Source organism: Providencia sp. PROV141 (assembly GCF_028481645.1).
In the GTDB taxonomy this organism is placed as follows: Bacteria; Pseudomonadota; Gammaproteobacteria; order Enterobacterales; family Enterobacteriaceae; genus Providencia; species Providencia rettgeri.
In genome coordinates this window covers 242,426-258,405 of record NZ_JAMPPR010000018.1, presented here as the reverse complement: position 1 = coordinate 258,405, position 15,980 = coordinate 242,426, and the positions used below count along the sequence as shown (strand labels likewise).

The following is a 15,980-nucleotide window of genomic DNA, read 5'->3' as shown; positions in this document are numbered from 1 at the left end:
TTAAATATTCACGTAATTTATATATAAACTAGTCACATTAATTGGGTCGCTAAACCGCTTCGCCGCTTGGTTGGCGTTTCAACTGCTCGACGTAATACCTTTGGGCTGCCATAAAGAGATAGCTCTTTTTTAGCTCGAGTTATCGCTGTATACACTAGCTCACGGGTCATTACGGGAGAATATACATTTGGTAAAACCAATGCGGTATGAGCAAACTCCGAACCTTGTGATTTATGAACAGTCATCGCATAAGCTGTTTCATGTTGTGGAAGTCGGTTAGGTTGCACTCCACGAATAGTCCCATCAGGAAATTGAAAATAAGCTCTCAATGCATTTTCTTCATCAGGTAAAATGATACCGATATCCCCATTAAAGAGTCCTAGAGGGCTATCATTACGACTAATCATAATTGGCCGGCCTGCATAGTGTTTATTCGATAAATTATATGGGCGGTTTATTATCCCCTGCCTATGAAACAATTTTTCTAATTTATCGTTAAGGCCAATAACGCCAAAAGGCCCTTCTCGCAGAGCCGTTAGTAACCGATATTGGTTAAATTTTTTCAAAACCTGCTCAGGATCTTCTTTATCTTTCACCGCAAGTAGGTATTCCTTATAATTTTCGGCGGCATCTAATAAAATTTTCGCGTAATCATCCGCAGTTTCTTGGATATAACTATGTACATCCGGCCGTTGTTGATTTAGTAATTGTTGAACTTGAGAAACATTACCTTCGTTTACAGCAAAAGCGAGTTGACCAATCCCTGAGTCTGCAGAAAAACGGTAGCTTTTACGTAGTAGACATAGGCTATCACGAATAGCAGGGCCGCTTGGTGATGCATAAGATTCGATAGAATGCCCTGTTAGTTCCGAAAGCTGAGACGCTCTTTCTACGCTATAACCACTATCGGCAAACTGACAAATATCCCCTAGCACTGCCCCCGCTTCAACCGAGGCTAATTGATCTTTATCACCTAAAAATATTAACTTTGCATTTTCAGGTAATGACTCAAGTAATTTACTCATCATAGGTAAATCTACCATTGAGACTTCATCAACAATGAGTATATCAAGAGATAAACGATTATCACGGTTATAGCGAAACTGCTGGCTCTCAGGTTGAGCCCCTAATAAACGGTGTAGTGTTTTTGCCTGATTAGGCAAAACAGCGCGTTCTTCATCAGTTAACGGAATTTTTTTCATCGCCTCACCGAGGGACTCTGTCAACCTAGCAGCAGCCTTACCTGTTGGAGCGGCCAGCTCAATTCTAATTTTATGGTGATGTCTGGCTTCAAGTTTAATTAATGCCGCGAGGATACGCGCAACTGTTGTCGTTTTTCCTGTCCCTGGCCCCCCTGATATAATTGATACTTTACTGGTTACAGCAACTGCTGCGGCAATTTTTTGCCAATCTATTTCATCAGTAATGGGAAATAGGCTATCCAATACATTCTTAATTTGAGCATTATTTTGTTTGTCTACTGATGTACTAGCGAAAAAGTTTGCAACATACTGCTCATATTGCCACATTCGTTGAAAATATAAGTGTTCCCCTGAAAGCACCAAAGGAGAAATTTTGTTTTCTGTTGATAATGACACTGCATTTGCTTGTTTTAGCGTTTGATAAAGTTCTTGTTCGCTCGGCTCTCCCATTTTTTGCCAAAATTCAGCGGCTAACTCTGGGTGCCTTCCTGCAAATAATTTTTCAGGCACAACATCTGCCAGTGCTAAACAAACATGCCCAGCCATGGTTTCTGCACTGAGAAGTGCGGCAATAGTAAGCACTATCGGGTGCTTATTATCAGAAATACTGTAAGCAAATTGCACATCTAGAGGTGTAAAGATATGTTCCTCAATAGCCTGATTAAATAGGGATTTCATTAAGCTGACTCCCCTTGTTGAGCATTTTTAAATAAGCTATCTAACGCTTCAATAAAAGCGCCTATTGGGCGACAAAAGAATATTCCATTACTTGAATTAACATCATCTATTCCTCTTAGAAATAAATAATAAACTCCTCCAAAATGGGTTTCATAGTCATAATTAGGCATTCTTTGCTTTAGATAACGATGTAACGCCAACGAATATAGTTGATATTGTAAATCATAGCGGTGGTCTATCATCGCTTCAGCCATGGCCTCTTGGGTATAAAAGCTAGCGTCCTTCCCTAGATAATTTGACTTATAATCAAGAAGATAAAATTTACCTTTCCAGTAAAAGGTGAGGTCAATAAAGCCCTTTAAAATCCCCTGAACTTTCTCAAAATTGAGTGGAGGACAACGTTGTGATAATGGGTCATATTGATGCGTTATCTTATCTAAGTGGCTTGCACTCAATATTGACTCAATAGGAAGATAAAACTGCATCTCATCTAATTGGTCTTGAGCCTGTAATGCAGACAAACATAGCCCGTCTTCTGATAATGGTGCCTGTACAATTGCGTGTAGCCATTCTTGCAGCATTGGTGCCCAATGTAAGTCAAACCCTGAGGATTCAAGTTTCTCAGACAACCACTCTTGAGAAACCGGCTCACTAAAGTCAATTTCCTCCATCAAGCTATGTAAAAATGTTCCCGGAGATGCGCCTTTAGGAAATTGATGAGGAGTTAGAGTAGAAGGCTCACCTTCCTGTTGCTCCACATCAACACTAGCCTCAATATCCATATTAGGAGCTAATGAATTCGCAAATTGCAATGCTGAAACTGATTGTTCTACCTCTGTATGGCTTGAGCCGTAACTTAACCCCGAATAACTGGTAACACGCCAATGATCATTAAAATGACGGGTCACCGCTCTTGCAGACAAGTTTACGCTGTCATTTTGTTCTAATATTAAACGTTCCGACTTAGGTTGATTAATCACGATAACATCAATAACGTCATTGCTAATCTCAGCCAACATGTCGTTTAATAGCAAGCTGTCTCCAGCTTGTCCTTTTTGGATAACATAACCCAGCGCAGATAAGTGTAAGTCGGTTTCACCACTTTTTTTCCGATTACCTTTAATTAATGGTGCAATACCAACACTACAGTGATAGATAGCTCTTGTAAGTGCCACGTACAATAAACGCAGGTCTTCTGCTAGACGTTCTTCATCAGCTAAAGCGACATTTTCTTCACTATCATTTAAATCTAACCGTACCCCATAATCTGTTCTGTCGTGATATAAACCTTTAGATTGAGGTAAAAAATTGCTCGCAAAAGGTAACCAAACAATCTTGTATTCAAGGCCTTTAGATTTATGAATAGTACTGATTTGCACCAGGTGTTTATCACTTTCAAGGCGCATTTGCTGTACGTCAGATTGATGGTCAGGATGAGCAATTTGTTGTGCTAGCCAACGTGTTAGTGTGTGCTCACCTTCAAGCTGTAATGACATTTCTTGTAATAGCTCACCAATATGCATCACATCCATCAAGCGGCGTTCTCCATCAGTGCCTGATAATAACGTTTCTGCAATTTGCCTCTGCGCCATGACCATTCTAAGCATCGGCAGCACGCCTCTTTTTTGCCAAACCATGGCATAACGAGCAAATTCATCAACAATTTTTTCCCACGATTTTTCATCATGGTTTAGGTCATCAATTTGTTTAGCGGTTAAACCCAATATTCCTGTCGCCAATGCACTACGCAAAACACGTTCTTTTTCAGGTGTTAAAACTGCCTGTAGCAACCACAGTAAATCCCTCGCTTCTGGTGTTGAAAATACACTTTCCCGATTAGATTGAAACACAGAAGGGATATTTAACCGATTTAAAGCATCACGAATTAATACGGCTTCTCGTCGGCTGCGCACCAACACAGTTATATCAGAAGCCTCAACAGGTGTATGCGCTCCTTGATTGTCAAAATAGCTGCTACCTTGTAACCCGCCTTGCAAGTATTGTGCGATTTGCACCGCACATTGTGAAGCTGTTGCTTGTTCATATTCAGCAACAGAGACACCTTCCGCTTCAAGTTGCCAAAATGTAAGTGATTTGACTTTTTCACCATCATGAATAAGTTTCTTATCACTGTTTTGCTTAGCAAAATTAACAGGTTGAAAAGGAATTTGCTCAAAAATAAATGGGGACTGACAACGAGAAAATAGATGATTAATAGCTTCAACCATATTTTGTGATGAGCGATAGTTAGTCTCTAATGTATAGTGAGCACTAACTTCATTTTTTGCTTCAATATAGGTGAAAATATCAGCGCCTCGAAAAGCATATATAGCTTGTTTAGGGTCGCCGATAAAAAGTAAAGCACTGTCATTAACTTCCCGATAAATTCGTTGAAAAATACGGTATTGCTGTGCATCTGTATCTTGAAACTCATCTATCATTGCAACGGGAAAACGTTGGCTGATAGCTTGAGCTAAAAATTTTCCGCTTTCTTGAGCGAGAGCGCTGTCTAAACGGGTCAATAAATCATCAAACCCCATCTCACCACGGTTATGTTTTTCAAAAGTGATAGCCTCCCTCACCTCTGCAATAGCCAGTGGAATAATCAGATCTTTTAGGGTTAATGATTGAGAAAGTAGCTCATCTATTCTTTGGAAAACAACATGCTCTGGCCCTGAACCACTTTTTGATTTTTTATGTAGTGCCGTTTGTGAAAAGCGTTCAAGATCTTTAGGTAGCTGATAATCTTCTGTTTCTTCTTGAGCCCATTCGCCTATTTTTATCAACCATGTGGGCAGAAAACGAGTACTATAACTTCGTTTATCAACATCGGAATCAGCGATAAGCTTCTCAAAATCTGCTGAATTTTCTAACCATACTGCTTTAACTGACTCAATTAACAAGATTAGCCGCTGATGCCGTTCTTCCAGAGTTTCTGTTTCCTTAGGTTGGTTAATAATTAAAGGAATATCCCCCTGTAAAAAAGGTTTAATCTCTGAAAGCAATGCTTCAGGGCCACTCCATAGTGATTGAATGACTTTCGTCATGGAGTAATTTAAAGGATAAAAATGGCGGCGCCAAAAGTCTGCACAGGCTTGTTTTTGAATCGGAAATTCATCTTGGATCATGGTTTGCTCAAACAACACCCCGGACTCAAATGCATTATGAACTAGCATTCTTTGGCAAAAACCATGGATAGTATATATTGCCGCTTCATCCATTTGCCTTTCCGCTGCCTGCAACCATTGCGCGGCGAATTTTCTTTGAGGCTCCCCCGAAAGCTCGGTTAATAATTCAAGATACTCAGGCTGCGACTCGAAACCAACGCCATTTCTTAAGCAAACTAAGCGCATATCATGAATACGTTGACGAATACGTCCACGTAACTCATTCGTCGCAGCCTCTGTAAATGTTACAACTAGAATTTCTTCAACACTTAACGGCCGAGGAAACGCATTAACGCCTCCCAGACCTAATAAAAGCCGCAGATAAAGTATACCAATTGTGTATGTTTTACCCGTTCCTGCTGATGCTTCAATTAACCGCTGTCCACGCAGTGGCAAGGAAAAAACATTCAGTAATTGGGACTCTACCTGCACTTTATTCACTCAGCATCTTCCTTTATTGGTAAAATCTTTTGCAACTGAGAAGCTGTTGGGTAAAGCACCCAATCTTTCAGATGCGCATATCCTACTTTAGTGTCAACTCCCTGGCCTGTCACTTGGGAGCTAACAGCTAACCCTTTGTGCTTTATGACTGCATTTTCATAATACTCAATGACTTGTTCTTTCGTTGCACTACCTAAAGTTGTAATAACTTTTTCACGAGTATCAAAACTGAAAATATTTCTAGAAAAATCAGATGAATAACGACCGACTTCCTCATAGAATGTTTGAGGTGGTTGGTTCATTTCCGTGATAATAGATTGTTTATATTGATTAAATTCATCTATCGGTAGTTTTTTTAGTTTCTCTAATGCTTGAAGATAAAATTGTTGGTAGCGTGCATTCAAATAACTCGGTGTCTTGGCATTACTTTGAATCAAAAAGCCCATTCCCCACTGATCACCCAGACCGGTTTTAAAAGCAAATACCGCATAACCCAGTTGCTCATTGGTCCTTAATTGATCATAAAACCAAGGCTGAATCACTTTAGAAAGAATACCAGATAGTACTGCACCATCAATGCGGCTATAACCGTCTGGAATAAAGATTTCAGCAAGTGCATTATCTGAGCTATTTCCCTGCTTTTGGAAATCGGCTAGGTAATTTTTGTCAATAACGACAATATCACCGCGCCACCAATTGGTACCTTCGCTCTTTAATAATTGCTGTGCATCTTTAATAGTTTTAATGCTTTGTGACTCAGTCATATTGCCGAAGACCAGCGCTTGTAATGCTGCACTTTTAACTATCATTTCACGGTAGCTAGTGATGTCTTGAAGTGATATTTTATCTAGCTCCGCTAAACGCTGTTCTTGCTCAAAATAAGGCACACTATTAATACGTTGAAGCGGTTGCATAGCCAACTCATAAGCTTTCGCATTATTAGCAACTTCAATTTGCTCTTTATACCAAGATTTTGCTTGAGCTAACTCTTGTTCTGTTGGCTCAAAATCTAGGTATAGTTGAGTCATAGATAAAAAGAGTTCAGGTAAATGTTGGGTGTAACCACTGGCATTTAATTGCAGACCAATTCCTTGAGAAACAGAGACTGACATACCCGCTACCGATGCTTGATATTGCAGTTCGTCCATTTTCAATGAAGCGATATATTGTAATAAAGAACCTGTTACTTGTTCCTTAGCATCCTTATCCCCTTGATTAGAACGTAATGACAAAGTGATACTTGCCTTCGGCTCATCAGCAAAATATTGACTTGGCATATATAACACACGCGTATTGCCATCTTGATAGATGAATTCAGGGTGTTTATAAGCCTTACTAGTTTTAATTAATGATAAGTTATCAGCAATATACGGGTTTAAAGCAGGCAATTTAAAATTCATTTTAGCTTCTAAACTTGCCCACGATTTAAATTGTTTTGCTGTAATTTTATTAACTTGATACGGTGCATCAACAAAATATGCTTTTTTGTTATTCGGTTCATTTGGACTAATAAACCAAATCCTCGCTTCTTTCGCACTGAGCTCTGATAAACGCTGTTTAATCGCCTCAGGATCATACTTATCAGCAATATAATCTGAATCAAGAACATGATTAACAGGAACATCAATCATTTGGTCTGATAACCACTCAATGTAGTTCATATCCCTGACAATTGAACCATAACGGAATGATAAATTAAGAACTTTTGCTATTTCATCAAAGTAACTTTTGTTGACTCCGTCGTTCTTAATTAACTCAAGATAAGAAAAAATCGCTGCAATAATTTCGTCTCTTTCTTGTAACCCTTTATCTGTCAACGTGACATAGATAGAGAAAGAACCATAGTTTCTATCTAGATTTGGGGATGCAGAAGCACTGATACCTTCAGCGAGCCCTTGTGATATTAACCAATCAGCCAGTGTCCCTGGACTTCTATTACCAATTAAGTAGCTAATATAGTTATCACTTTTACTGCGAAAATCTGCCATATTATTTTTAATAGTAAATTCAATTTGTATGGCTTTTTGCGGTTGAGCAGGCACATAATGAATGATAATACCTTTTTCATTATCCGTTACTGCGGGGATATTAACAGCAGGAACACTTGCATTAAAATTAGGTATACGCCCAAATGTTTCTTGTGCGATATTCGCTAATGACTCAATAGACTGGTCGCCGTAAAGCACTGCATTCATTAGGTTTGCAGAATAATACTTCTTATAAAAGCCTACTAGCTCATCTTGTAGTTTGCTATTAGGTTTGTCTTTCAGAGTCTCTAAATTCCCTCCCGAAAAACGCGAATTTGGGTGTAATGGGTTCAATGTTTCAGAACGTACTTGCCATATACGCATCCCATCACGAGAGCGTGCCATTGTAAGTTCTGCATTAACTGCATTACGTTCTCTATCTGCATTAATTGGGTCTAAAAGTGGATCAGCTAATGCATCTGCAAGCCGGTCTGTCGCTTCTTTTAATGCTCCATTTTCCACTTCAAAATAATAAGCAGTGCGGTGAGATGCCGTACTTGCATTATGGCTACCACCATGTTTTTGCAAGAACTCAGAGAAACTACTTGGCTCAGGGTACTTTTTGGAGCCCATTAAAACCATATGTTCTAAGTAATGGGCTAACCCTAGTTGGCTATTTGGGTTTTCAATACTACCAACAGGTATTGATACAGCAGCCAATGATTTTGTCGCTTTGGCATCTGATACTAATAAAACCGTCATATCATTGCTAAGCTTGATGGCTTTATATTCCCTAGGGTCACTTTCGCTTTTATTTACTGTTTCAGGCAAAACTTGCCAAAGTGGTTGAGCTGCAATCGCTTGGCCACCGAAAAAAATTATCAGTAATAAAAATAGATGAGCGATATTTTTGGATAAATATTGCATCCTTTGGTGCTCTCCTGTCATTTCAAGTATTTTGTCATCGGTAATAAAAACCGCTGAGTGTTTGATAACAACGTTTTAATCATCACATCATCAATGCTTCTGCAAACTCTTGACACATAATCGTCTTCCATCTCGCCTCTTTGTATCTGACTTCCTTGTAAGTTTTGGAGCAAAGCAGATAATGCTTTTTGCTGAGTTTCTTCACTCAAAAAATCGTACTGTTTCGTCTTTTTATCAAAACAGGCCTTAACCCAACTCCAACCACTTTGAGAAAGAAGAATTAACGGAGAATTAAACCCCTCACAGTAGCCTACGACTAAATCTTGTAGATAAACCAATGCATCATCTTTGTTAATAGCGGAAAACTGCCAAATACTATTATCTCTTCCTAGTGCAAGGCTTTCCCCTTCACCAATTTGTGAGTTAAATAGCAAATGCTCCACCCATAGCTGCACCCCATCATTAGCGGTTAAGTAAGCCGGACGATAGCGTACCATTCCTGTTTCATGAATATTTTTCAGTAACCCTGTGATTTTTATCCCATTTAACTGAAAATCAAACGGATAATCAAATAGCTGCATATCATATTCTTTAACTTTTTCAGCTAATGGCGATATTTCGTTCAACTGCTGTTCCCAAAAAAGTTGACCAAATTGCCTAGCAGGCAGCTGGCCCGATGCTTTTAAAGCAGAATAAAAAGGCTCAATATTCTTATCTTTGACAAGTAAATCTAAAATTTGATCATTAATTTTATATCGCTGTAATCTACCTAAGTTAAATGGCTCTTCTTCTGGCAGTTCGGTTTCTTCAATAGAAAAATGTACTTTCAAACGCTGTTGGAAAAATGCCCTAATCGGGTGACGATAAAAACGTAATAATTGTTCTAAAGAAATTTCTGTAATAGGTTCACGAATTTCAAGTACTGAACAAAATGGTTCATCAACTTTATTTGTTGTTTTTGCGGCAGGTAACCACTCGCTCGCGAAGCTCTGATAAGGCGTTTCTGGTAAGAAATTTTCTTTTGCGAATGGAACTCTATTATGTTGAATGACCAGATGCTTGCTTAACCGCTTAGCACTTTCATCAATGGTCAACGTTTCATCGCCAACTAAACAAAAGCTTTGGCATATATAATCAATTAATTCAGTTACTAATACTGATGGATTACAAGGTTGATTATCGCGAATAGAAAGCCCGATATAGCTAACATAAAGTTGTTTAGATGCTGAATTCAATGCTTCTAAAAACAGATATCTATCATCGTCCCGGCGTTTTCTATCTCCACGCACAGGCTTTTCAGCCATCAAATCAAACCCTAAAGGCGGTATATTCCGAGGGTAAGCACCGTCATTCATACCCAGTAAACACACAACCTTAAATGGTACCGAGCGCATTGGCATCAAAGTGCAAAAGTTAACGGCTCCAGCCAAGAAACGTTGACTAATCTTTTCATCATCAAAACGAACTGAAAGTTCATCACGAATTAATCGTAACGGAACTTGCTCTTCATATCCTGAAATTATCGCGTTATCAATTATTTGATGCCACTGTTCCGTCAATAGTGCGAGAACCAGTTCAGTTTCACCATCAACCATAAAGCAGCTATCAAGTAATTGCTGGCAAAGTTCTTTCCATTCTGCAAGGGGACGTTCCTGTGCTAGTACAGCGCGCCACTCTCTTAGTGTATTGATTAATAATGCTAATTTCCCGGCAAGCTGAGCCGCTAAGCCACTACACTCATCGTAAGGTAAAATACCATTCCACGGGCCATTTCTACTGTCCATTGCATAGCCAAGCAACATTCTACTTAAGCCAAATTCCCATGTGTTTTGCCCTATCACCGGTAAAGCGAAGGAACGTACATTATCATCATCAAGCCCCCAACGGATCCCTGATTCATTAACCCAGCGGCGTAATAAACTTAACTCACTTTCATCAATACCAAAACGTTGAGAAAAAGCAGAAACCTCAAGTAGACTGAGGACTTGCTCCGTTGAAAAACGGCTCTGAGGTAAATCGAGTAGCATAATAAATGCTTGTAAAATAGGGTGAGCCTGTAGCGCTTTCCTATCTGATATTGAAAAAGGGATATAACGAACTGATGCTGTATTACCAAAAACTGCCTGAATATAGGGAGCATAGCTGTCGATATCGGCAACCATGACTATCACATCACGCGGTGTTAACGATGGGTCTTGCTCAAAGAGAGAAAGTAGATGATCTTGCAATACTTCGACTTCCCGCTGTGCACTATGGCATAAATGGAATGTTATCGAGTCATCTAACTCATTGATTGGCCGCTTACCCACACTCGTTTCATAATTTTCTAATGTTGTCCCTAATTGAGCATGATTTTCGAGATCTAAAATATCCTGCTGGATATTCTCTAATAAATTGGCTCGTTCAGTATCAACATAGGCTGAAATTTCATTAGTACTATCGATTTGAGAAATAAAGTATAGGTTGTCTCGGCCTAGCCTTCCCCACGATGCAAGCAGTGGATTTGCAATATCCTGCTCGCCATTTTCATTAAATAAATTAGGAGTATGATCCTCAAGTTTAAAACGAGAAATTTCATGTTTGTCAAGATAATGCCGAAGTTTCCTTTGCTGCAACCTAGCTAAAAATGACGCACTTTGAATGTCTCCCCAATAATAACGACATGGGTTTGTAAACATTAAATGAACATCTGTATGTTCTGCTATTGCATTGATTGCTTGTAAATAAACAGGTGGAAGAGATGAGATACCGCAAATAAAAATACGCTTTGGCAGCATTTTTCCTAAATCAGGATTCGATGATAATGTATCTATAAAATGTTGATATAAATTAGCTCGGTGCCAAGGCGGCTGTTTTAATTCATTTGAATAATCAACAAGGCATTGCCACAAGCGTTTTTGCCACAGTTGATTTTCACTTAGCCCCTCTATTAATTCATTTTTTTGCCATATTTCAACCCATTGTGGGCGATATACCAAATATTGGTCAAATAAATCAGCAATCCTACCTGCAAGTTGATGCAGCTTACGTTTATCTGTATCCTCTTGAAGATAATGCCTTAAAGGTTCAAATTCTTCTTCGTTAATGACAGTTGGCAATATTGTCATTAATTTCCATGTCATTGCTTGTTTGGTATAAGCGCTTTCTTTTGGGATATCAGGTAAGACCCGCCTAAACATATCCCAAATAAATGTTGCAGGTAAGGGATAGTTAATATTTGCAGCGATACCAAACTGCTTAGCAAGTTCGATTTGTAGCCACTGTGACATTCCAGGACTTTGTACTAAAATTATTTCTTGCTCAAAAGGGTGAGAAAGTGGTTCATTTTTCATTAAATGAGTCATTAGATCTTTTAATAAATCTAATTGATTAGAATGATACACTTGAAACATAGTGCTCTCCTGTTGAGCAATACCAACGACTTAATGAAAATGGCTGTTTTTTTACCGTTAACGATACCATTAACTCAGTACAGTTATCGACCCGTGGTATGCGAACTGTTTGCATTTTCCATTCAGGGTAACGCAAATTTGGCCCTATGGAAGAATTTTTCTCCCCTGATATTGGTTCCCCTGACATCACGCTTTTTTCTAATGTGCTATGCAGTACTCTAATTGCCGACGAGTTCATATACAATTGATTAAAATTCAATATGATATATTGCGAATAGTTTACCAAAGCTACCAGTGAAATAGCAAAAATAACCACGCCAATCATTGCTTCAACTAATGCAAACCCTTGCTGCTTTATTTTCACTCGCAAAATCCTTTTTTAATCACTGGACAATAATCTAACCACCCTTTTTCACGAGGAAAAAACTGTCGTTTATTTACATCCAATACCATCCACCGGTAAACTTTAATCTCATTTTCAGAGCGGTAATGGCTTTGTCCCGAAAGTAAGAAAGTCGCCCCTTTATAATGTTTTAAACAACTTTTCCATTGTTGAGTTTCCTCTTTCTGGCAAACCCAATGCCTTAGTTCTCTATGTTTACTATCCCAGTGCAATGTTCCTCCCCATGCAAGGGCTGATTCTGCTTTATTAAATGTATCGAAATACTTGATTTCATTACGCTGCTCGTCTCGAGCTCGTTCTTGGAAGAAATGAACAGATTTAATCAATAATGTGCCTATTGTGATAAAAATAATAACCATCAATAGAGAAACGTTTCCCTGTTGTTGCTCTATGCGCTTCATAAATTTCTAACCAAGGCCGCTATTCGATAATTAAATGTTTGATTAGGTAATAACTCTGTTCTAAGGCTAATTTCCATTTCAAGTAATTGCACATTTTCCCGCCAATTAAATACTAATTTTTTAACCTTGATTAGCTTCTCATCAAATAGCGATTGCCAACGCATTCCATTGCAATCCCTAACATTCCTATTGGTTTCTAATTTTTCATTATTTAACCGATAACCAAAATAATCAGAATCTATTGATTTAGATTTAACATTTTCCCAGCTACCTGATAAATCTTGGTCATAAGCAAAAATAATGCATGAATTGTTCCCTTGGCTTAAAGCCTTAGATGCAATTTTTAAAGGCTCCTTTCCACAATTCAGGCTACTGCAATAACCAATTCTTCTAAAATCTTTTTCCATGTTTATCAATGTTTGTCTTATATCCCTGTCTATTTGATATTGAATATAAGATCGATAAGTTTGTTTAAATAATGCGGGAATGGCGTTCATCGCTGATACACACACAATGCTACTGATAGCCATTGCCATCAACATTTCAATTAGCGTAAATCCTTGCTGCTTTTTTAATTTATCGTTAGTTAAGAGGATTAACATTTCGGCACTCCGGCCATTTTTTTATGGCTACAGCTTCTTATACGACCTAATGAAGAAATATAAATTGTGATTTGCTCACTCTGATTTCTTAGCTCTATACTGAAAGCACGAATAGTTCCCTGTTTTCCATAAAACTGAATTGAAGTACGGCTCGCTTTGCTGAGATCTATTCCCTGGTGCCTTTCTGCTGTTAACTTACCAACTTGCTGCTTGTTATTTGCATCCTTAACAATAAGCTGCCAATCACCTTTCCCAACCTTAACCGATAATATTTGGTACCTATTTAAATAAACCCCTTCTGTCATTTGGCTATAAATAAACTCAGATACTTGCCTAGCAGCATCGATTAACCGTTGTCTTTCTACCTGCTGTTGCCATTGATATAAACCGGACAACATAATGAAAGAGCAAATAAATAAAACAATAAGAATTTCAATTAAGGTGAAACCACGCTGTGCTGTATTTGAATCAATTCTCATCTTGTTGTGACTCCACTTTTTTCATACGCAAGCCTGAGATTGCCAAAAAAAAACGATATAGCGAGGTTTGTCATTACAAACTGCATAACGTTTCGCAACAAAATAGATAGATTCAGAGCAATACAACTCAATTTGCGAAGCGCCTCGCAAAGAAATAGTTCAATCAAAATAAATACACGAAAGTAAATGACTTATAAGCCAAGATAAATTGCATCAAGGATGATGAGATTGATAAAGGAGGGAAATTAATGGGAAATTAAAAAATAGTACAAAGATGGTTTTCCAATAAAACCATCTTTGTAAAAAATTTATTCACTAATCAAACAGTAAATGGATATTTGATAGCCTCATGGCACTGGTACCCTTCAAGGATAAAATCATCTGAAGTTACCCATGTTTCGAGATCTTCTAATGACTTAATTTTGGGGTTAATAATCAATGAAGGAGAAGCAAAAGGCTCACGTTTTAGTTGGACATCACGCATTAAAGGTAATTGGTTTTCATAGATATGTGCATTCACAATTTTATGATAAGCCTTACCTGCTTTATGCCCTGTAATACGAGCTATTAGAGCGAGTAAAACAAAACATTGTACTTGATTGAAATTTAAACCAAGCGGAACATCACAGCTACGCTGGTAAGATGTTAAATGCAGCGTATCACCCAGTAGTGAAAAAGTATGAGTATGCATGCAGGGACGCAAGCAGCCCATTTCAAATTCACCAGGGTTATAGAAAGTGATGATTTCCGCACGGTCATCAATACCATTTTTTAAGTTATTGACGACTTTTTTCAACTGATCTAAATGTGTTCCATCTGGGCGTTGCCATGAGCGCCCTTGAACGCCATATACACGCCCCATATCATCTTCACCTTTGCGATGGGGATTATTCAGCCATGCTTGGTTTTCGTTTGCATTAGCATTCCAAGTATTACAACCAATTTCACGAAATTGAGCTGCATTGTCATAGCCACGGAGATAGCCAAGAAGCTCAGCTATCGCCGCTTTATAGAAACTTTTACGAGTCGTAATCAAGGGAAATTGATTATTACCAACATCATATTCAAGGTCAGCGTTAATAACGGTTAAACAACGAACACCTGTACGTTTATTTTCAACCCATTGGCCCTCATCAATAATACGCTGGCATAAATCAAGATACGGCTTCATAGTGACTCTCTTTTTCAAAAATAACTAAGTGGCTAACCTTCGCCTTGTTGTATTTCATTGTTTTATTTACAAAATAGTTATACTCAACAGACTAAGTTAGCCCCAATAAATGGACTAATTAACTCTTTTTAGGCTCTTTTAATGGCTTATGGGCTGGCACATTCTTACCATATTTATAAGCCCAGACAATCATTAGAATGCCAATAATAATCATTGGGATTGATAGAATTTGCCCCATACTAATACCACCAAATAAACCAAGCTGTGCATCCGGTTGCCTAAAGAATTCAACGATAATCCTAAATGCACCATAACCAATCAAGAATAACCCGGAAACACTCCCCATAGGGCGGCGTTTACGCACAAATAAGTTCAAAATAAGGAACAAAACAATTCCCTCTAAGAACATTTCATAAAGTTGTGATGGATGTCTTGGTAGCACACCATACTGCTCTAATATGGGTAATAACGAAGGGTCTTGGGCAGCGAGTTGGATATCTTCACTACGTGAATGTGGGAACAAAAATGCCCATGGCGTATCAAGTGTAACTCGTCCCCATAACTCCCCATTAATAAAGTTCCCGATACGCCCCATGCCTAAACCAAATGGAATCAATGGTGCAACAAAGTCAGAAACTTGCAGAAAACGACGGCGAGTACGATGAGCGAACCACATCATGGCACATATCACACCGATTAACCCCCCATGGAAGGACATACCGCCATCCCAAACCTTAAAGAGATATAGAGGATCGTCAAGAAAAACAGGGAGATTATAGAAGAAAACATAGCCTAGCCGGCCACCGACAAATACGCCAACAAAGCCAACATACAGTAAATTTTCTACTTCATTTTTTGTCCAGCCACTATTTGGTTTTGCAGCGCGACGCCCTGCAAGCCAAAGGGCAAAAACAAAGCCAACAAGGTACATAAAACCATACCAGTGTAACGATACTGGTCCAATCGAAAACATAACAGGATCTATTTCCGGAAATGCTAAGTAGTTGTTACTCATTGTTCCCCACTTTTTAATCATTAAGCCAACTACTCGTCGACTATTACGTATTCAACAGACTTCAATTTGTGAAGCACCCTGAAGCATACAACAAAAAGTATCGTCATTTATACTTGATATTTTTCAACCTAAACC

The 15,980-nt window shown here is 38.5% G+C and carries 10 protein-coding genes; all 10 read right to left on the bottom strand.

What is annotated here, in order from left to right; translation table 11 throughout:
* Positions 1-32 precede the first annotated feature (32 nt).
* The 10 genes from recD to lgt all read right to left on the bottom strand — a co-directional run bounded on the left by recD (position 33) and on the right by lgt (position 15,845).
* Complete coding sequence (recD, locus tag PSF09_RS13305) at positions 33-1,880, bottom strand: exodeoxyribonuclease V subunit alpha (RefSeq protein WP_272684000.1); 1,848 nt, start codon at positions 1,878-1,880, stop codon at positions 33-35.
* On the bottom strand, positions 1,880-5,488 hold the full coding sequence (gene recB, locus PSF09_RS13300; protein WP_272683999.1) for an exodeoxyribonuclease V subunit beta: 3,609 nt from the start codon (positions 5,486-5,488) through the stop codon (positions 1,880-1,882). The genes recD and recB overlap by 1 nt, the downstream gene beginning before the upstream one ends.
* Entirely contained in the window at positions 5,485-8,382 is a 2,898-nt protein-coding gene (ptrA, locus tag PSF09_RS13295) for a pitrilysin (protein ID WP_272683998.1), read from the bottom strand. Before ptrA ends, recB begins: the two co-directional genes overlap by 4 nt.
* A gap of 17 nt (positions 8,383-8,399) precedes the next feature.
* Positions 8,400-11,774: an exodeoxyribonuclease V subunit gamma gene (gene recC / locus PSF09_RS13290; protein ID WP_272683997.1), complete on the bottom strand. Its 3,375-nt coding sequence runs from the start codon at positions 11,772-11,774 to the stop codon at positions 8,400-8,402.
* Positions 11,752-12,138: a prepilin-type N-terminal cleavage/methylation domain-containing protein gene (locus PSF09_RS13285; RefSeq protein WP_210835354.1), complete on the bottom strand. Its 387-nt coding sequence runs from the start codon at positions 12,136-12,138 to the stop codon at positions 11,752-11,754. The genes recC and PSF09_RS13285 overlap by 23 nt, the downstream gene beginning before the upstream one ends.
* The gene (locus tag PSF09_RS13280) at positions 12,135-12,578 is read right to left on the bottom strand and encodes a DUF2509 family protein (RefSeq protein ID WP_210835355.1); all 444 of its coding nucleotides are present in this window, start codon (positions 12,576-12,578) and stop codon (positions 12,135-12,137) included. The genes PSF09_RS13285 and PSF09_RS13280 overlap by 4 nt, the downstream gene beginning before the upstream one ends.
* Entirely contained in the window at positions 12,575-13,180 is a 606-nt protein-coding gene (locus PSF09_RS13275) for a prepilin peptidase-dependent protein (protein WP_210835356.1), read from the bottom strand. Before PSF09_RS13275 ends, PSF09_RS13280 begins: the two co-directional genes overlap by 4 nt.
* Positions 13,174-13,659, bottom strand: coding sequence for a prepilin-type N-terminal cleavage/methylation domain-containing protein (locus tag PSF09_RS13270; RefSeq protein WP_210835358.1), 486 nt, complete (start codon positions 13,657-13,659; stop codon positions 13,174-13,176). The genes PSF09_RS13275 and PSF09_RS13270 overlap by 7 nt, the downstream gene beginning before the upstream one ends.
* Before the next feature lie 319 nt (positions 13,660-13,978).
* Positions 13,979-14,830 (bottom strand): thymidylate synthase, encoded by an 852-nt coding sequence (locus PSF09_RS13265; RefSeq protein WP_272683996.1) that lies wholly within the window; start codon positions 14,828-14,830, stop codon positions 13,979-13,981.
* 118 nt (positions 14,831-14,948) lie between these two features.
* Complete coding sequence (gene lgt, locus PSF09_RS13260) at positions 14,949-15,845, bottom strand: prolipoprotein diacylglyceryl transferase (protein WP_210835359.1); 897 nt, start codon at positions 15,843-15,845, stop codon at positions 14,949-14,951.
* Between the last annotated feature and the right edge of the window lie 135 nt (positions 15,846-15,980).

Excerpts from the sequence above, each read along its gene's own strand:
- PSF09_RS13270 (WP_210835358.1), bottom strand. The coding sequence starts at position 13,659 with ATGAGAATTGATTCAAATACAGCACAGCGTGGTTTCACCTTAATTGAA.
- recD (WP_272684000.1), bottom strand. The coding sequence starts at position 1,880 with ATGAAATCCCTATTTAATCAGGCTATTGAGGAACATATCTTTACACCT.
- PSF09_RS13265 (WP_272683996.1), bottom strand. The coding sequence starts at position 14,830 with ATGAAGCCGTATCTTGATTTATGCCAGCGTATTATTGATGAGGGCCAA.
- PSF09_RS13280 (WP_210835355.1), bottom strand. The coding sequence starts at position 12,578 with ATGAAGCGCATAGAGCAACAACAGGGAAACGTTTCTCTATTGATGGTT.
- lgt (WP_210835359.1), bottom strand. The coding sequence starts at position 15,845 with ATGAGTAACAACTACTTAGCATTTCCGGAAATAGATCCTGTTATGTTT.
- recC (WP_272683997.1), bottom strand. The coding sequence starts at position 11,774 with ATGTTTCAAGTGTATCATTCTAATCAATTAGATTTATTAAAAGATCTA.
- ptrA (WP_272683998.1), bottom strand. The coding sequence starts at position 8,382 with ATGCAATATTTATCCAAAAATATCGCTCATCTATTTTTATTACTGATA.
- PSF09_RS13275 (WP_210835356.1), bottom strand. The coding sequence starts at position 13,180 with ATGTTAATCCTCTTAACTAACGATAAATTAAAAAAGCAGCAAGGATTT.